The organism is Bordetella sp. (genome assembly GCF_057362025.1).
On the sequence record NZ_JBMQQZ010000074.1, the window covers coordinates 79,420 to 96,679 of the forward strand.

The following is a 17,260-nucleotide window of genomic DNA, read 5'->3' on the forward strand; positions in this document are numbered from 1 at the left end:
AGCCGGCGACACGAATGCCGCCGTATCGCGCGCCCTCCATGCCGGGGCGCCGGACGCGCCTATCGATTGCCGGACGGCGGCCGCGGATGACGCGGGGTCGGGCCTGGCGGTGTAGCGCACGGCGGGCCATCGTGCCCTGTGTGATCATTGTTTTGTCTCCTCGAAGTGATATGTCGAAAAAGACGACGCGAGAAGCGCGATGGAGCTTCCGAGGGCGCTTCCCCGGGGAACCGTTCCGCGCGGGATTCGGCGAAAACCAGCGGAAATTCCAGGGTTTCGTGGTGACTTTCGCCTGTTCCCGGCGGTTTTGGCGATATCGCGGCGGACTGTCCGGAACCTTCTCCGCTGGTCCGGTGCATCGGGTATCGCGGTCTTCGGGAGGCGCGCATCGTGCGCGGTGGCGCCTTTCCGTCACCGCGCACGGGTAGAATCCCTGCAATTGAATTCGACGAGGAACGGCGTGGATCCGATCATTTCCGTCAGGGGCCTGTCCAAGACATACAAGTCTGGATTCCAGGCATTGAAGAACGTCGATCTCGATATCCAACGTGGCGAAATTTTCGCGCTGCTGGGACCGAACGGCGCGGGCAAGACAACGCTGATCAGCATCATCTGCGGCATCGTCAATCCTACCCAGGGTACCGTCCTGGCGGACGGGCACGACATCATCCGGGACTTTCGCGCGGCGCGAGCCAGTATCGGCCTGGTACCGCAAGAGTTGAACACCGACGCTTTCGAAAGCGTGTGGAGCACGGTCAGCTTCAGTCGCGGCCTGTTCGGCAAACCCGCAGACCCGGCCCATATCGAGCGCGTCCTGCGCGACCTGTCGCTGTGGGAAAAGAAGGACACGCGCATCATGGCGTTGTCGGGCGGCATGAAGCGCCGGGTCATGATCGCCAAGGCCCTGTCGCACGAACCGCGTATCCTGTTTCTCGACGAACCCACCGCGGGCGTCGACGTCGAGCTGCGCCGGGGGATGTGGGAAATGGTGCGGCGTTTGCGCGAGCAAGGGGTCACCATCATCCTGACCACGCATTACATCGAGGAAGCCCAGGAGATGGCGGACCGCGTGGGCGTGATCCGCCAGGGCGAGATCATCCTTGTCGAGGAAAAGAACGCCCTGATGAAAAAACTGGGCAAGCGCCAGTTGACGCTGACCTTGAAAGCGCCGCTGGCCGCCTTGCCGGACACGCTTGGCGCGTACCAGCTGGACGTGGCCGCGGAGGGGCACGAATTGGTCTACACCTACGATAACCAGGCCGGAACGGCCGATATCGCGGCGCTGCTGCGCAAGCTCGACGAGGCCGGTATCGAATTCACCGACCTGCGCACCTCCGAGAGCTCGCTGGAGGAAATCTTCGTCAGCCTCGTCCAGGGATGAAGGGCCAGCTTATGAATATCTATGCCATCCGCGCCATCTACCTGTTCGAAATGCATCGCATGTGGCGCACCCTGATGCAAAGCGTGGCCTCGCCGGTGATCTCGACGTCACTGTATTTCGTGGTGTTCGGGTCCGCCATCGGGTCGCACATGGTCAATATCGACGGCGTCAGCTATGGTGCCTTCATCGTGCCGGGCATGATCATGCTGGCGCTGTTGACGCAAAGCATCTCCAACGCGTCGTTCGGCATTTACATGCCGCGCTTTACCGGCACCATCTACGAAATCCACTCGGCGCCGATTTCCTATGTGGAAATCGTCATCGGCTACGTCGGCGCGGCCGCCTCCAAGTCCATTATCCTGGGCATCATCATGCTGATCACGGCGCGGATATTCGTGCCGTTCGGCGTCGCGCATCCCCTGTGGATGATCGGATTCCTGATACTGACGTCGATCACTTTCAGCCTGTTCGGCTTCATCATCGGCATTTGGGCGGACGGTTTCGAGAAATTGCAGGTGATCCCGCTGATGGTGGTGACGCCGCTGACCTTCCTGGGCGGCAGCTTCTATTCCATCAATATGCTGCCGGACTTCTGGCGCGCGGTGACGTTGTTCAATCCCGTCGTTTACCTGGTCAGCGGCTTTCGATGGAGCTTTTTCGGCGTGGCGGACGTCCACGTCGGCGTCAGCCTGGGCATGACGATGGTGTTCCTGGTGGCGTGCATGGCGGGCGTGCGCTGGATATTCAAGACCGGTTATCGCCTGAAAACGTGATCTTGCGCGGGTATTCAGGACCGGCCATTGCCCGAGACCTGATCCCGCGCGGCGGCGCCAATCGTCCTCTACGAATTTTCTGCTGGGGGCGACAGTCCCCCTTGAAGTAATTTGCCGGTCCATCTTTCCGGTCGGCCCGCAAATCTCCATGCCTTACGCATCCGCATCACCTTTCCGCAGTCCGCTGGACGCGAGTCTGCAGTTTCTCGAAGCGCAGCGATACGAAGCCCGCGTCAACACGCTTTGCCTGTTCTCCAACCTGACCGTCACCGGGTCCTACATCGGTGATGCCGCGAAGCTGCTGATCACCGGGGCCACCCGGGCCCTGGATCACGCCGGCGGCATGTCGGCGGTGCTGGCCTCGCTTAGGGATACCTCCGCCAAGGGTTATAGCAACTGGGCCGCCTGTCGGGCGGAGACTCTGACCAAAGGCGCCGCCGGTACCGGCAATGCGGACGCGAAGCGTCTGCCCAGCATCGTGGCCGGCGAGGTGGCACGGATCTGGCAAATGGTGAGGGACTTTCTTTGCGAGGTGGCGGGCTCCGTGAACCAGGCGTTACGCGCGTTTATCCGGGACAGCTTCGACAAGCCGGACGTTCTGATCACCCAGATCGTGACGGCCATTCTGGCCATCGTGGCGCAACCGGCCTTCCAGGCCTACTCCGCGGTCACCGCGATCAAGGACGGCATCCTGGAACTGTTCGACATGGGCATCCGGACGCTGGTCAGCAGCCTGCAAGCCCGTAGCGTCCGTATCCGCAAGGGGTTCGCGCAGGCGCTCGTCGACGGCGTCTGGGCAGGTGCCGCCATGCGTGCGGGCAACGGCCTGGCCAATATCGGCATAGGTTTGCTGACCTTGCCGCTTAGCGCGATGCCGGCCGCCGGTCCCGTCGCCAAGGCGGTGTTGACCATGGTGCAGTGCGCGGCGTTCCTGTTCTTCCGTCTGTACGAATCGTGCATGCTCGAGAAGCTCGCGGGGCAAGCGCGTCATCATTTGCAAACGGGCGGCTATATGCGCTACGGGCGCTTTACGCCCGGGGCGGAATGCAGCAATGCGCTCACGCACGATACCGAGGCCTTCTATCGCTGGTTCCGGCCATATGCCGTATGCGTGCCCGCGGTTTCCGCGCTGGTGCTGGCCAGCCGCATTTGCGGCAACCGGGATCTGTATCTGGAACTCTGCGGCGATGACGGCCAGCCGGTTGCTCCGCAGGTCTATGCGGCCGGCGTGGACCACCTCGGCCAGCTCGTGCATGTCGCCGAAGTCTATCTGAAGAATTCCGGCTTGACGTTCGATTTCGGCGGCACGTGGCTGACAGGCCATATGACCAAAATCATGAATCCCTCGCGTCGCGTCGGACCGCCGGCGGATAAGTTCGCCAGCATGCCGGAGGCGGTCCGACGGGCCTATACCGCGCGCGACCGGGCGACGGTGGCGCGCGGGGTGTGGAGCGGCATTGGCCACAGCTACGCCCAGGCGTTCGACCGGTGGCGCGGCAAGTAAGAACGCCGGGGCGTGGACGGATGCGTCCTTACACCGAGGGGACCGCTTCCTTTTCAAGCGCCACGTCCAGCGCGTCCTCCACGCGGTCCAGCAGGACGAACTTCAGCTTGTCGCGCGCTTCCTTGGGGACGTCCTCCAGGTCCTTTTCGTTGCGTCGCGGCAGCATGACGGTGGTGATACCGGCGCGCAGGGCGGCCAGCGTCTTTTCCTTGACGCCACCGATCGGCAGCACCAGCCCGCGCAGGCTGACCTCGCCCGTCATGGCCACGTCCGACCGCACCGGCGTGCCCTTGAGCAACGACGCCAGCGCCACGAACATCGCCACCCCGGCGCTGGGGCCGTCCTTGGGCGTCGCGCCCGCCGGCACGTGCACGTGGATGTCCACCTTCTCGAGCGAGTCGCCGCTCCAGGTCTTGGCCAGCGTCAGCGCCGCCTGCGCCGATTCCTTCATGACGTCGCCCAACTGCCCCGTCAGGATCAGCCTGCCGCCGCCCGGAACCTTGCTGGCTTCGATGAACAGGATGTCCCCGCCGACCGGCGTCCACGCCAGGCCGGTCGCCACGCCCGGCACGCTGGTCCGTAATGCGACTTCGTTCTCGAAGCGACGCGGGCCGAGTGGCTCGGCCAGATCGCCGGCATCGATGCGTACCGACTCCTGGCGTCCTTCGGCGATCTGCATGGCGGCGTGCCGCAGCACGGAGCCGATCTCGCGCTCCAGGTTGCGGACGCCCGCTTCGCGTGTGTAGTCCTCCACGATGGCCTTGAGCGCCGTATCGGTGATTTCGGCCTGTTCGGGCCGCAGGCCGTTGGCCTCGAGCTGGCGGCGCACCAGGTAGCGCCGCGCGATCTGGATCTTTTCTTCCTCGGTGTAGCCCGGCAGCTGGATGATCTCCATGCGGTCGCGCAGCGGGCCGGGAATGGTGTCCAGCACGTTGGCGGTGCAGATGAACATCACGTGCGAGAGATCGAAATCGACGCCCAGGTAGTTGTCGCGGAACTTGTGGTTCTGCTCCGGATCCAGGACTTCGAGCAAGGCGCTGCCCGGATCGCCATGAAAGCCACCGGCGCCCAGCTTGTCGATTTCGTCCAGCATCATCACGACCTTGTTCGTGCCGGCGCGCCGCATCGCCTGGATGATATTGCCCGGCAGGGCGCCCAGGTAGGTGCGGCGGTGGCCACGGATTTCCGCCTCGTCATGCACGCCGCCCAGCGCCACGCGCTGGAACACCCGTCCCGTCGCGCGGGCGATGGACTGCCCGAGCGAGGTTTTGCCCACGCCCGGAGGCCCCGCGAAACACAGCACGGGACTCTTGCCCTGCGGATTCAGTTTGCGCACCGCCAGGTATTCCAGGATGCGCCGCTTGATTTTCTCCAGCCCGAAGTGATCCTCGTCCAGGATGCGGCGCGCCTCCGCGATATCGATGGGCGGCTGCGCTTCCTGCTTCCATGGCAGTTCGGTCAGCCATTCCAGGTAGGTGCGCAGCATGGCGTATTCGCCGCCGCCTTCGCTCATGCGCTGCAGGCGCTTGAGTTCCTTGCGGGCGTGCGAGAGCACGTCCTCCGGCATGCCGGCGCTGTCGATGGCGTTCTTCAGCTCTTCGACTTCGGCGGCCGTATCGTCGCCTTCGCCCAATTCCTTCTGGATCTGGCGCAGCTGTTCGCGCAGCACGTGCTCGCGTTGCCGTTCGTCGAACTGGGCGCGCGTCTTTTCGCCGATCTCGCGGCTGAGCTTCAGCACATTCACGCGCGCGGACAGCAGTTCGATGACTTTATCCAGGCGGCGTCCGAGGTCGAAGGTTTCCAGGATGTCCTGCTTTTCCTCCGCCTTGACGTCGATCAGGTTGGCGACCATGTCGGCCAGGGTGGCGGGCGAGGTAATGCCCTGCACCACGCCGGCCAGCTCGTCCGGAACATGGGGCAGCAGGCCGATCGCCGTTACGGCCTGTTCCTTCAGTTGGAGAAAACGGGCCTCGATCTGCGGGTCCGTGGCTTCCACCGGTTCGACCATGGCCACGCGCGCCACCATATAGGGCCAGCCCTCCAGGAATTCGAGGACGCGAAAGCGCGACTGGCCCTGTACGACGATGTGGTGAGAGTCGTCCTGCCCGGTGATGTAGCGGACGATCGGTCCCTGCGTGCCGACCCAATAGAGGTCGGACGGCCCGACTTCGGTTTTGCTGGCGTCGCGCTGCAGCAGGAATCCCACCGGCAGCTCCGTCTTGACGGCCTCCTGCGCGGCGGCGACCGATCCGGGGCGCCGCACGGTGACCGGCGACAACACGCCAGGGAACAGGACCGTATCCCGCATGGGGATGAGGATCATCGCATCCTGCGGCAGCGGTTTGGTTGTGCGTGGTTCCTGGTCGCCGGTGGACGCGGCAGCGCCGCCCGCGCGCGCCCGGTCATCGTCGGTGCGCACTTGCATCGTGGGCCAAAGCTTCATGGCGTTTCCTTTCTTTTCCTGAACGTCAATACGAGGCAACCATCCGACATCTCGGGCGTGCTGGGCTCGAGCGCGGCAAGCGGCAGGATGATCCGGCGTTCGAATCGTCCATACGGAATTTCCATCCGATGGATATGCGCGGCGCGCGATGCCGGCAAGCGCCGGATGCCGGACACCGTTACGCCGTCGGCCTGAAAGCGCACGGCGACCGCGGACGAGGGGACTCCCGGCAATGCGATATGCACGATGACGGCTTCCGCCGTCTCGACCACATCGATGGGAGGCTCCCAGACTTGCGGATCCGCCGCGCACGCACGAAAGAATTGCCGCTGCAGGCGCTCGGCCTGTTCCAGCATGGAGAGGGCGTCACCCCACATCCAGGACGTCAAATCGCGTGATCTCATGGTGTTTTGCCTGCGAGGTATGTCGGCTAAATGGCGACGTCCTTCAACGTTTCAAGGGCGCTGTTCGACGGACGACGGCAAGGACGCCCGCCGCATATAGCGTACCCCCGGCGGCGCGATGCATGAAGGGGCCCGGCGCGGGCGTGCCTCCCGCCTGGAAAACCGGTCCGCGCGGGGCGTTATCGGGGGCCGGGCCCGGAGGGCCATGGGCTCGGTGCCCGTACTGCGAGGTACGGCACGGAGGGCGGCTGGCCGGTAAAAGGCGGGCGGTGGTGGCCGTTACGTGGCCTGTGGGGACCGCTGCCGGCGCAGGGTATGAAAGAGGATCACGGCGACGGGGACGGCGAGGGCCGCCCAGGATGCCCAATGCCAGGCTTCGCTGCCCAATAAGGCGGCCAGCAGGCCGAAGACGGTCAGCAGCAGCAGGATCGACGGCGTCCGCCACACGAACCAGAATTTACGCGAACCGGTCATGAGGAAGATTCCTTCGAAAGTGGGGTTGGGTCGATTTTATAATAAGAATCGTTATTGTTTGCTGATTATCCTTCCGCGGTTGTTCCCGGATCATGGCCCGGAAGGCGAAAGGATCCGTGCCGCGCCGCATTCGGTTCAGGAGCCTGGGCGGCCGGTTTATTCGTCAGGATGGCGGCGCCAGAAGAACCAGACCAGCGCGAATAGCCCGCCGACCCCCAGCAGCGCCACCGCGACCAGATACACCGGCCGGGCGCGCGTCGCCATTTCCTGGTAGACGCGGGTGGCGGCCGCGGTCGCGTCCGATGGCAGGGGCCGGGGGTCCACGCCGTAGGCGAAGGCCAACAAGGCGCCCCCCAATAGCAACACGAACAAAGCGCTCCATCCCAACTGCGGGATGCGCGGCCCGCGCACCCGCGCGGCGGCCTTGGCCCGTGAGGCGGCCGCCGTTCGCGCCTTGCGCGCCGTGGATTTGCCGTCCCGGTCGGCGGCGCGTTCCGTCTTGCGGTCCGCCTTGGCCGCGGCTTGCTGCTTGGCCACGGCGGGATCGCGGGGCGGGCGGACCATCCAGCCGCGCAGGCCGGCCAGGCAGCCGAAGCCGGCCAGCGCACCGAAGATCGCCGCCGGCGACAGCGTGTTGCCGCCGGCCAGCCAATGCGCCGTGCCGCCCACCAGGGACGACGTCCCCAAGGCATCGTAAAGCCGATGGCCCAGCCACACTATCGAGGCCAGGGCGCCCACGACGACCGCCGCGACGCAGGCCGCGCCCGCGATGTTGCCTTTGTCTTCTTCCTCGAACGCCACGACGGCGATGCCGACGAGGCGTATGCACAGCAAGGTGGCGGCAATTAGTACCGCCACCACGATCCAGGACAGGGAGAAACCGTAGAGAAAGCGAGCCAGAACCAGGGCCATGAGCAAACGCGTAAAGGGGTTAGCGCGCCGGCAGCGCGCGTGCCGGATCGACAGGCTTGCCGTTCTGGCGCAGTTCGAAGTACAGCTCAACCTGTTTGCTGTCGCTATTGCCCATCTCGGCGATTTTCTGGCCTTGCGCCACCCGCTGCCCCTGCTTGACCAGCAGCGTCCGGTTGTGTGCGTAGATGGTCAGGAAACCGGAGGTGTGCCGGATGATGACCAGATTGCCGTAGCCGCGCAAGCCGTTGCTGGCATAGGCGACCGAGCCGGCCGCCGCGGCGATGACCGGCGTGCCGGCGGTGTTGACGATGCGCAGGCCGTTCGAAGAGGAACCGTTGAATCGCTGCGCCACCGTGCCGGGCGCGGGCCACACCAGGGTGATGCCGCGCAGCGGCGACGTGTCGGCGGGCTTCGCGGTATGGGCTTTTTCGCCGCCGGCCCTGCCATTGCGCGAGCCGGCCTTGGATGACGATGCCGCCGCGGCGCTACCGCCCGGCGGCACCACGCGCAGTACCTGGCCCACATCGATGCGGTTGGCGCTTTCCAGGCTATTCCAACGCATCAGGTCGGCGACGCTTCGGCGATGTTCGCGCGCGATTTGCGTCAGGGTATCGCCCGATTTGACGCGATAGTAGCCCGGTCCTACGGGGGCGGAGGCGCATGCCGAGAGCAATACGGCGAAGGCGGCGGCGCAGGCGATACGCCGCGCACGCACGGCGTATCCGGTTCCGGCACGGCCGGGAAGAGACTTGGATGTATATGGCGATATGACTGGCACTGGCAAAACGCGTTTCGGGGGGCTTCTTGCGCGGGGACGCCACGATGGCGTCCCCGCGAAGGGTACCAAGAAACGCCGCCCGGTGCGCGGCGGTGCCGGAAAGGCACATAGGAGCCCTGGCGCGCGCGGCGGTTGCCCTGGCGCCGGGAAAGCGCTCGCTTAGCCGATCTGGACCGGAACGAACAACTTGCCGTCGCCGCGCTGGACCAGCAGGGCGGCGGTCTTGCCCGCCTTGGCCACGGCGTTGCGGACTTCGCCGACGCTGCGCGTCGGTATGCCGTTGACCGACAGGATGATGTCGCCGGCCTGGATTCCGGCCTTGGCGGCGGCACCGTCCGCCTGTTCGACCAGCAGCCCTTGCGTGCCTGCCTGTTCCTGCTCGTCGGGCGTCAGCGGCCGCAGCGCCAGCCCCAGCTTGGCATGCTGGCCGCTCTGCGGGGCATCGGAGGCGACGGCGTCCTGCTTGCCATAGGTGCCCAGGGTGGCCATCACCTGTTCGGGCTTGCCGTTGCGCCAGACGTCCAGCTTGACGCGCTGGCCGGGGTCTTGCAGCGTGATGACCGACGACAGATCGCCGGAAGAGACGATCGGACGGCCGTCGATGGCGCGGATGATGTCGCCGGACTTCAGGCCGGCCTTGTCGGCGGCGCTGCCTTTTTCCACGCTGGCGACCAGGGCACCGGTCGGGCTGTCCAGCTTGAAGGAGTTCGCCAGCTCCTGGTTCACCTCCTGGACCGTTACGCCCAGCATGGCGTGGCGCACCTTGCCGTGGGCGACGATTTCATCCTTGATCTTGGTCGCCACATCGATGGGGATCGCGAACGACAGGCCCTGGTAGCCGCCGGTGCGGGTGTAGATCTGCGAGTTGATGCCGACCACTTCGCCGCGCGCATTGAACAGCGGTCCGCCGGAGTTGCCGGGGTTGACCGCCACGTCGGTCTGGATGAAGGGCACGGAGGTGTCGTCGGGCAGCGAACGGCCCTTGGCGCTGACGATGCCCGCGGTCGCGGTGTTTTCCAGGCCATAGGGCGAACCGATGGCCAGCACCCAGTCGCCGACGTTCAGGTCCTGGACATTGCCCAGGCGCACCACCGGCAGGTTCGACGCATCGATCTTGATGACGGCCACGTCGGTTACCGGGTCGCTACCCAGGACCTTGGCACGGAATTCGCGGCGATCGGTCAGCTTGACGGTGACTTCGTCGGCGCCCTGCACCACGTGGGCATTGGTCAGGATCAGGCCGTCGTGGCTGACGATGAAGCCCGAGCCTTCACCGCGGATCGGCACTTCGCGGGTTCCGGGGCCCATCTGGCCGGGCATGCCGGGAAAGCCGGGCATGCCGCCGAAAAATTGCGCGAAAGGATCCTGCTGGAGGGCTACTTTCTTGGTGCCCGACACACTGATGTTCACCACGGCGGGGCCGAACTCGCGGGTGATCTGGGCGAAATTCGGCACGGACATCGGGCTCGCGAGAGGCTGGACCTGCTGGGTCATGGCGGGCGGCGCGGTCTCCGCGTGGGAGGCCGTGCCGAGGATGGCGGTGGCGGCGGTCGCGCCGATGACGCCGGCGGCAACCAGCGACATTGTCAGGCGGGTGGGCGAGAAAGATTTGAGTTTCATGTCGGGTCCTTGAGCGCTAGTCCAGTGAGCACTGGTGTTTGAACACGGCGCTATGTTCGGACCCGAGACTTAGGCGAAACTTAAGGGAAAGCGCACCCGGACGCGCAGGCCGCCCAGCCGGGGCGCGTCCTCCAGGAAAATCGTCGCGTCGTGGCGGCGCGCCACGGCCTCGACGATGGACAGTCCCAGGCCGCTGCCTACCGCGTCATGGTTCTGCGCGCGATAGAAGCGGTCGAACACCCGTTCGCGCTCGGCGGGGGGAATGCCCGGCCCGCTGTCGTCGACGATCAAGGTCACGGCCTCGCCATAGGTTTCGATGCAGACGTCGATGCGCCCTTCGGCGGGCGTATATTTGATGGCGTTGTCGAGCAGGTTGCGGGCCAGCAGCGCCAGCGCATCGGGGTCCGCGCGCACCCACGCTTCGGCTACGCCTTCCATGCCGACGTCCATGGCCTTGGCATTGGCCTCCGGCAGGATGTCCGAAATGGCCTGGCGCATCAGTTGCACGAGTTCCACCCGCCGGGGCGGCACCTGCGTCGCGGCGGCGTCGTGCCGCGCCATGGACAGCAGCTGTTCGATCAGGCGCGATGCGCGCTCGATGCCGGCGGCCAGGCGGTCGACGGCGATGCGGCGCGCCGCCTCGTCGCCGGGTCGCTGCAAGGCCTGCAATTGCAGGCGCAGCGCTGCCAGGGGCGAGCGCAGCTCATGCGCCGCGTCGCCGACGAAGCGCTTCTGTGCCGCGAAGGCCTGGCGGGTGCGGTCCAGCAGCAGGTTGAGTTCATGGACGAGAGGGCGGATCTCGTCGGGCAGGCCGGTTTCGCCTACGGGCGACAGGGCTTCGGGTTGCCGCTTGGCCAGTTCGTCGCGGGTGCGTCGCACGGGGCGCAGGGACGCCCCGACCACCCACCAGACCACGATCATCAGCAGGGGCGCGGCCGCGGCGATCGGCCCCACGCTGCGCAGCGCCAGAGCGCGTGCGGTCTTCTGGCGCACGGCCATGTCCTGGGCCACCTGCGTGACCTGGAACGGCGTGGCCATCGCATAGACGCGGTAGGTCGCGGTACCCGCCTTCACGGTGGAAAAACCGAGCATCACGGGATCGGGCAGCAGCTTGCCGGAGGCGGACTTGAACAGCCGCGCGCCGTCGGCGGTCCAGATCTGGATGATGAGGCTGTCCTCCGGCACCGAGCCCCCCGGCCCGGACGGCGCAGCGCTGAGCAGGCCGTCGCCCGCGGTCAGCGATGCCGCGGTGCGTTGCAGCTGGGCGTCGAAAATCTCGTCGGTCTGCTGGAGGATATTGCGATAGGCCACGATGCCCTGCACCAGAGCGGCCACAAAAATGGAGGCGAACAGAAAAAAAATCAGGCGCCCCCTGAGCGAGGAGCCAAGCGGAATCTTCATGTTTTGGGAATGACGTAGCCGACCCCGCGCACATTCTGGATGAAACGCTGGCCGAGTTTTTTGCGTAGCCCGTGAATATAGACCTCGACGGCGTTGCTGCTGATTTCTTCCTGCCAGCTATAGAGTTTTTCCTCCAGCTGGGCGCGCGACAGGATCATGCCTGGACGCGCGATCAAGGGTTCGAGCACGGCCCATTCGCGCGCGGTCAGCGTGACCGGTTCGCCATTGACGCGGGCGGAGCGGTCGTGCGGGTCGATGCTGACGCCGGCATGCTCGAAGACCGGCTCGGCACGGCCGGCGCTGCGCCGGATCAGCGCACGCATGCGCGCCAGCAGTTCGTCCATGTCATAAGGCTTGATGACGTAGTCGTCCGCGCCCGCATCCAGGCCCGCGATGCGATCGGCCACCGCGTCGCGTGCGGTCGCGATCAGGACGGGGGTACGGTTGCGTCGCGTCCGCAGGTCGCGCAACAGCGATAGTCCGTTGCCGTCCGGCAGCCCCAGGTCGAGCAGGACCAGGTCGTAGGGACCGGTGCGCAACGCCAGGTCGGCACCCTTGGCGTTTTTCTCCCAATCGACGGCATATTTTTCGGCGCGCAGCCCGTCGAAAACGCTTTCGCCGATCATCCTATCGTCTTCCACCAAAAGAATACGCATGCGTTTCTCCTTCAGCGGGGGTTGGAGCCTGACGCCCAACTTAAGTTCCGGCGGCGACAGGAACCGGCATGGCGTCTGCTCTCCTTTTGTAACTTCCCGAAGCGGCTTCTGGTTACACCCCTGGGCTATAACGTAACGGTCATATCCCGCTTCGCGCGGGGAAGAGCGAAATCAACGTGCAAAGCATTTCCATACCGGTCTCGAAAGACAATGTCGGTCGACACGCCTTGCTGTTCGACCTTGACGGCACGCTGGCGCCCATCGCCGCGACGCCGCAGCAGGCGCACGTTCCAGCCGAGACCCTCGACGTACTGGAGCGGTTGGGAAAGGTGACCGGCGGCGCTGTGGCGATTGTATCGGGGCGGCCGCTCGCGCAGATAGACGCATTGGTCCACCCGCTGGTGTTGCCCGCCGCGGGCCTGCATGGCGCGCAGTGGCGCGAGCCCGACGGTACCTTGCACGAAATGCCGGTCGATACCGCGGCGGTGGCGCGCATGGCCGAAAGTCTCGCGCACCTGGCGGATCGATGGCCCGGCACGCAGCTGGAGCACAAGGGTCTGTCGCTGGCATTCCACTATCGCAACGCCCCCGATCTGGAGCAGGAAGTCCGCATCGCGGCCGATATGGCGATGCAGCCGCATGCCGATCGCTTTGTCCTGCAGCCGGGCAAGATGGTGGTCGAGATCAAGCCACGGCACGCCAGCAAGGCCGCGGCCATCAGCCGTTTGATGGGGATGGCTCCCTTTGCCGGGCGCGTTCCCGTGTTCGCCGGCGATGACCTGACGGACGAAGCGGGGTTCCAGGCCGTCAAGGCCATCGGGGGGGTTACCATCAAGATAGGGGAAGGGGATAGCGTCGCCGACTGGCGCTTCCCCACGCCCGCCGCCTTGGCGGGCTGGCTCGCGCTGCTGTAAGTGCGCGCAAACACAGAAGATGGAGGTCGGCCATGAGCAGATTGATAGTCGTGTCGAACCGGGTCGCGCCCATCGCGGAAGGCAAGCCCACAGCCGGTGGGCTGGCGGTCGGCGTGTTCGACGCACTGAAGCAGACCGGCGGTATCTGGTTCGGGTGGAACGGCGATATCGCCGACGCGTCGACGCCGCCGGACATGGTGCACAAGGAGACGCGCGACAACATCACCTACGCCACCGTCGCCTTTTCGCGCGCCGATTACGACCTGTACTATCGTGGGTTTTCCAACGGCATGCTGTGGCCGGTCTTTCACTATCGGCCCGACCTGAGCCGCTATGATCGCCGCGAGTATGCGGGCTACTGCCGCGTCAATCACTGGCTGGTGGAACGCCTGAAGCCGCTGATCGAACCCGACGATATCCTTTGGGTGCACGACTATCACCTGCTGCCCTTCGCGCGAGCCTGCCGCCAGGCCGGCATCCAGAACCGCATCGGGTTTTTTCTGCACATTCCGTTTCCGGTCGAGCCCGTCATGGCCACAGTCCCGCCGCATCGGGAGCTGATGGAGGCCATGTGCGCCTACGATCTCGTGGGCTTCCAGACCGACGCCGATCGCCGGGCCTTCGTCGACTATGTGTCCCGGCGCCTGGGCGGTACCCGGCGCGGGGATCGCTACATCGATATCGGCGGCCACCGCATCGGTGCCGGGGTGTATCCGATCGGCATCTATCCCGACGAAATCCAGGAGCTATCGCTCAAGCACAACCGCTCGCGCCAGATCACGAATCTCAAGCAGGGTCTGCAGCAGCGCAGGCTGATGGTCAGTGTGGACCGGCTCGATTACAGCAAGGGTCTGGTCGAGCGGTTTACGGCCTTCGAGCGCCTGCTGGAAATGAAGCCGGCCCACCGCGGCCAGGTCACGTTCGTGCAGATCGCGCCGCCTTCGCGGTCGGACGTCGAACAATACCGCCAGATCCGGCGCCAGCTGGAGAGCGCCGCCGGCCGCATCAATGGACGCTGGTCGGACCTGGCGTGGACGCCGCTGCGCTACATCAACAAGTCCTACGACCGCGCGATGCTGATGTCGCTGTTCCGTGCGTCCCAGGTCGGCTATGTGACGCCGCTGCGCGACGGCATGAACCTGGTGGCCAAGGAATACGTCGCCGCGCAATCGTCGGACGACCCGGGCGTGCTGGTGCTGTCCGAGTTCGCCGGCGCCGCGGAGGAACTGGGCGACGGCGCGCTGCTGGTCAATCCCTATGATCCCGATGGCATGGCCGAAACGCTGGACCGTGCCCTGACCATGCCCCTGCCCGAGCGTAAGGCGCGCCATCGCGATATGCTGGCGAGGTTGACCGAGAACAACCTGTCGCGTTGGCGCGACCGTTTCCTGGACGACCTGCAAAGCGAAACGGTGGCACCGGAAGTGGTGGCCTAGCGTTGCGGCGCCGCCCATCCCACTGGGTGGATGGCAGGCGTCCGCGCCCGGCCTGGCGCGGAGCGGGGTTTTCCCATCGTATGTTTCAACGCCGATGCGCGGAAACCGTGTAGCGTTCCGAGCGGGCGCGAGCCATGGACTTGCGGACTTCGTTCACGGAATCCGCGAATTCGTCGATGAAATTGAATAGGCCCTCCATGGAATCCACGACGAAGGCGGCGGCCGGCATCGCCAGGCGGCGCTGGGCGAAGTGGGCGGTCGCGCGTGCACCGCGCTTCAGGGAAGCGGTGTCGGAAAGCGTGAAGGCAGAGGTGGAAAAACGGCGCGTACCCATGGTGCGACTCCTGTCGAAGGTAGAAAACTAGGCTCGGTGCAATCATGATAAACACCTATTTTGATGCGTCGCAACAAACATTTGGGCATGCGCCGCGCCACGGGAAAAATAAGCGTCAGCATGCCTTTCAGTGGTGCGCATGCCCCGGGAAATCCTCCGGAATGGTGCATTGCAATGTGGTCTTGCCGCAACGGTTGCGGCACTGAGGACCCCCGTCATGGACGACAACGCGGAATGGCTGGAGGCGGATGGGCGCGGGGGCTATGCCAGCGGGACCGCCAGCGGCTTGCGTACCCGCCGCTATCACGCTTTGCTGTTGTGCGCCACCGTTCCCCCGGCCGGCCGGAAAGTCCTGGTCAATGGCATCGAGGCCTGGGTCGAGGGCATCGACGGTCGCGAAGCCTTGACGCGGCAGCGTTATGCACCCGACCTTGTCGTCCCCGACGCAGCCGCGGCCGCGGTACTGGTGTCGTTCGATCTGCACCCCTGGCCCACGTGGCGGCTGAGGCTGCGGGACGGCCGCCTGGTGCGGATGTCGTGTTTCGTCGACAAGGCAAGCTCGCGTACGGTGCTGCGGTGGGACAGGGAGGGCGCTGGCGGTCCCTTGACCCTGAAGGTCCGGCCCCTGCTGTCGGGGCGCGATTACCACGCCCTGCATCATGAAAATCCCGCTTTCGATTTTTCCGCGGTGGTGGCAGGCGGATGCGTGCGCTGGCAACCCTATGGCGATGTGCCGGCCGTCGTGGCGCATACGAACGGCCGCTACGCCCACGAACCCGACTGGTATCGGAACTTCGTTTACGTCCGGGAGCGCGAGCGCGGCTTGGACGATACCGAGGACCTGGCCACGCCGGGCGTGTTTTCCTTCGACCTGGACGACGGCCCTGCCGTCATGATCCTGGCGGCCGGGCAGGGGGGCGGCGACGCCGCGGCCGGTGCCGCTACCGCCGATGCGGGGGCCGATGCCGATGATGCCGATGCCGGGGCACTCGCCGGACGTCTGGCCGCGCGAGAGGCCGCGCGGCGCGCCGCCTTTCCGGACCGGCTGCGGCGAGCCGCCGACGCCTATCTCGTGTCGCGCGCGCGGGGCCTGACGCTGGTGGCCGGCTATCCCTGGTTTACCGATTGGGGCCGCGATACCTTCATCGCCATGCGCGGGCTGCTGCTGGCGACGGGCCGGCTGGACGAGGCCTGCGCGATCCTGCTGGAATGGACCGGCTACATCTCCCAGGGCATGCTGCCGAACCGCTTCCCCGACGACGGCGGCGAACCGGCCTACAACTCGGTCGATGCTGCGCTGTGGTTCATCGTCGCCGCGCATGACTACCTGGCCACCGGGCATGCCGGCGACGCCGCGCGGACGCGCCTGCGCGGCGCTATCGATGCCATCGTCGCCGGCTACGCCGCGGGTACCCGGCATGGCATCGCCGCCGATGGGGACGGCTTGCTGCGCGCGGGATGCGCGGGGATGCAATTGACCTGGATGGACGCCAAGGTGGGCGACTGGGTGGTCACGCCGCGCATCGGCAAGCCGGTGGAAGTGCAGGCGCTATGGATCAACGCGCTGCGCATCGCCGGTGCCTGGGACGCCGCGAGCCGGGATCTGGAGCGGCGCGCCTCTGCCGCGTTCCTGCAGCGCTTTCCCAAGCCCGACGGCAGCGGCCTGTACGACGTCGTCGATGCGGAACACGAAGCCGGCGCCGTGGATGGCAGCATCCGCCCGAACCAGATATTCGCCGTGGGCGGCCTGCCGCACGCGGTCGTCGACGGATCTCTGGCGAGTGCCGTGGTGGCGCAGGTCGAGCGCGAACTGCTGACGCCATTGGGCCTGCGCACGCTCTCGCCCGGCGATCCGCGCTATATCGGCCGCTATCAGGGCGGGCCCATGCAGCGGGATGCCGCCTACCACCAGGGCACCGCCTGGCCCTGGCTGATGGGGCCCTTCCTGCAGGCATGGCTGCGCGTGCGCGCGCGGACCGGGATGCTGGATCGGGCCGCCGTGGACGATATGCGCGCCCGTCGGCTGGCGCCGCTGTATCGCCATCTGGACGAAGGCGGGCTGGATCATGTGTCGGAAATCGTCGACGGCGATGCGCCGCACCGCTGCGCGGGCGCGCCATTCCAGGCATGGTCGCTGGGCGAATTGCTGCGCATGGAAGCCATGCTGCGGGACGCCGTGCCGGGGGGCGCGCCGACGGAGTAAAGTCAATATTCACCTGTTCCAAGGATG

At 66.0% G+C, this 17,260-nt stretch carries 15 protein-coding genes; 6 read left to right on the forward strand and 9 right to left on the reverse strand.

What is annotated here, in order from left to right:
• Positions 1-460 precede the first annotated feature (460 nt).
• The 3 genes from ACO1P8_RS14610 (at position 461) to ACO1P8_RS14620 (ending at position 3,658) form a co-directional block, all read left to right on the forward strand.
• Positions 461-1,381: an ABC transporter ATP-binding protein gene (locus ACO1P8_RS14610; protein ID WP_094841203.1), complete on the forward strand. Its 921-nt coding sequence runs from the start codon at positions 461-463 to the stop codon at positions 1,379-1,381.
• Between the two features lie 11 nt (positions 1,382-1,392).
• Positions 1,393-2,154 (forward strand): ABC transporter permease, encoded by a 762-nt coding sequence (locus tag ACO1P8_RS14615; protein ID WP_486296608.1) that lies wholly within the window; start codon positions 1,393-1,395, stop codon positions 2,152-2,154.
• Positions 2,155-2,302: 148 nt separating this feature from the next.
• Positions 2,303-3,658, forward strand: coding sequence for a hypothetical protein (locus tag ACO1P8_RS14620; RefSeq protein WP_486296609.1), 1,356 nt, complete (start codon positions 2,303-2,305; stop codon positions 3,656-3,658).
• A 28-nt stretch (positions 3,659-3,686) separates the two neighbouring features.
• Here ACO1P8_RS14620 and lon read toward each other — a convergent pair whose 3' ends face one another.
• From lon to ACO1P8_RS14660, 8 genes are all read right to left on the reverse strand, one after another.
• Positions 3,687-5,981, reverse strand: a complete 2,295-nt coding sequence (gene lon / locus ACO1P8_RS14625; RefSeq protein ID WP_486296635.1) for an endopeptidase La — start codon at positions 5,979-5,981, stop codon at positions 3,687-3,689.
• A 116-nt stretch (positions 5,982-6,097) separates the two neighbouring features.
• Positions 6,098-6,505 (reverse strand): Hsp20/alpha crystallin family protein, encoded by a 408-nt coding sequence (locus ACO1P8_RS14630; protein ID WP_486296610.1) that lies wholly within the window; start codon positions 6,503-6,505, stop codon positions 6,098-6,100.
• A 279-nt stretch (positions 6,506-6,784) separates the two neighbouring features.
• Positions 6,785-6,979, reverse strand: coding sequence for a hypothetical protein (locus ACO1P8_RS14635; RefSeq protein WP_486296611.1), 195 nt, complete (start codon positions 6,977-6,979; stop codon positions 6,785-6,787).
• 156 nt (positions 6,980-7,135) lie between these two features.
• The gene (locus tag ACO1P8_RS14640) at positions 7,136-7,891 is read right to left on the reverse strand and encodes a hypothetical protein (RefSeq protein WP_486296612.1); all 756 of its coding nucleotides are present in this window, start codon (positions 7,889-7,891) and stop codon (positions 7,136-7,138) included.
• A 19-nt stretch (positions 7,892-7,910) separates the two neighbouring features.
• Positions 7,911-8,606 carry a peptidoglycan DD-metalloendopeptidase family protein gene (locus ACO1P8_RS14645; RefSeq protein WP_486296613.1) on the reverse strand — a complete coding sequence of 232 codons (696 nt, stop codon included), beginning with the start codon at positions 8,604-8,606 and terminating at the stop codon, positions 7,911-7,913.
• A gap of 222 nt (positions 8,607-8,828) precedes the next feature.
• Positions 8,829-10,289 (reverse strand): DegQ family serine endoprotease, encoded by a 1,461-nt coding sequence (locus tag ACO1P8_RS14650; protein ID WP_486296614.1) that lies wholly within the window; start codon positions 10,287-10,289, stop codon positions 8,829-8,831.
• A 69-nt stretch (positions 10,290-10,358) separates the two neighbouring features.
• The gene (locus ACO1P8_RS14655) at positions 10,359-11,690 is read right to left on the reverse strand and encodes an ATP-binding protein (RefSeq protein WP_486296615.1); all 1,332 of its coding nucleotides are present in this window, start codon (positions 11,688-11,690) and stop codon (positions 10,359-10,361) included.
• Complete coding sequence (locus ACO1P8_RS14660; RefSeq protein WP_486296616.1) at positions 11,687-12,346, reverse strand: response regulator; 660 nt, start codon at positions 12,344-12,346, stop codon at positions 11,687-11,689. The genes ACO1P8_RS14655 and ACO1P8_RS14660 overlap by 4 nt, the downstream gene beginning before the upstream one ends.
• 176 nt (positions 12,347-12,522) lie before the next feature.
• On the opposite strand from ACO1P8_RS14660, the gene otsB reads away from it, so the two are divergent.
• On the forward strand, positions 12,523-13,260 hold the full coding sequence (gene otsB, locus ACO1P8_RS14665) for a trehalose-phosphatase (RefSeq protein ID WP_486296617.1): 738 nt from the start codon (positions 12,523-12,525) through the stop codon (positions 13,258-13,260).
• 32 nt (positions 13,261-13,292) lie between these two features.
• The gene (gene otsA / locus ACO1P8_RS14670) at positions 13,293-14,696 is read left to right on the forward strand and encodes an alpha,alpha-trehalose-phosphate synthase (UDP-forming) (RefSeq protein WP_486296618.1); all 1,404 of its coding nucleotides are present in this window, start codon (positions 13,293-13,295) and stop codon (positions 14,694-14,696) included.
• An 85-nt stretch (positions 14,697-14,781) separates the two neighbouring features.
• Here the strand turns inward: otsA and ACO1P8_RS14675 are convergent, their stop codons facing one another.
• Positions 14,782-15,030: a hypothetical protein gene (locus ACO1P8_RS14675; protein ID WP_486296619.1), complete on the reverse strand. Its 249-nt coding sequence runs from the start codon at positions 15,028-15,030 to the stop codon at positions 14,782-14,784.
• A 217-nt stretch (positions 15,031-15,247) separates the two neighbouring features.
• Between ACO1P8_RS14675 and ACO1P8_RS14680 the strand changes: the two genes are divergently transcribed.
• Positions 15,248-17,233 carry an amylo-alpha-1,6-glucosidase gene (locus ACO1P8_RS14680; protein WP_486296620.1) on the forward strand — a complete coding sequence of 662 codons (1,986 nt, stop codon included), beginning with the start codon at positions 15,248-15,250 and terminating at the stop codon, positions 17,231-17,233.
• Positions 17,234-17,260: the final 27 nt, after the last annotated feature.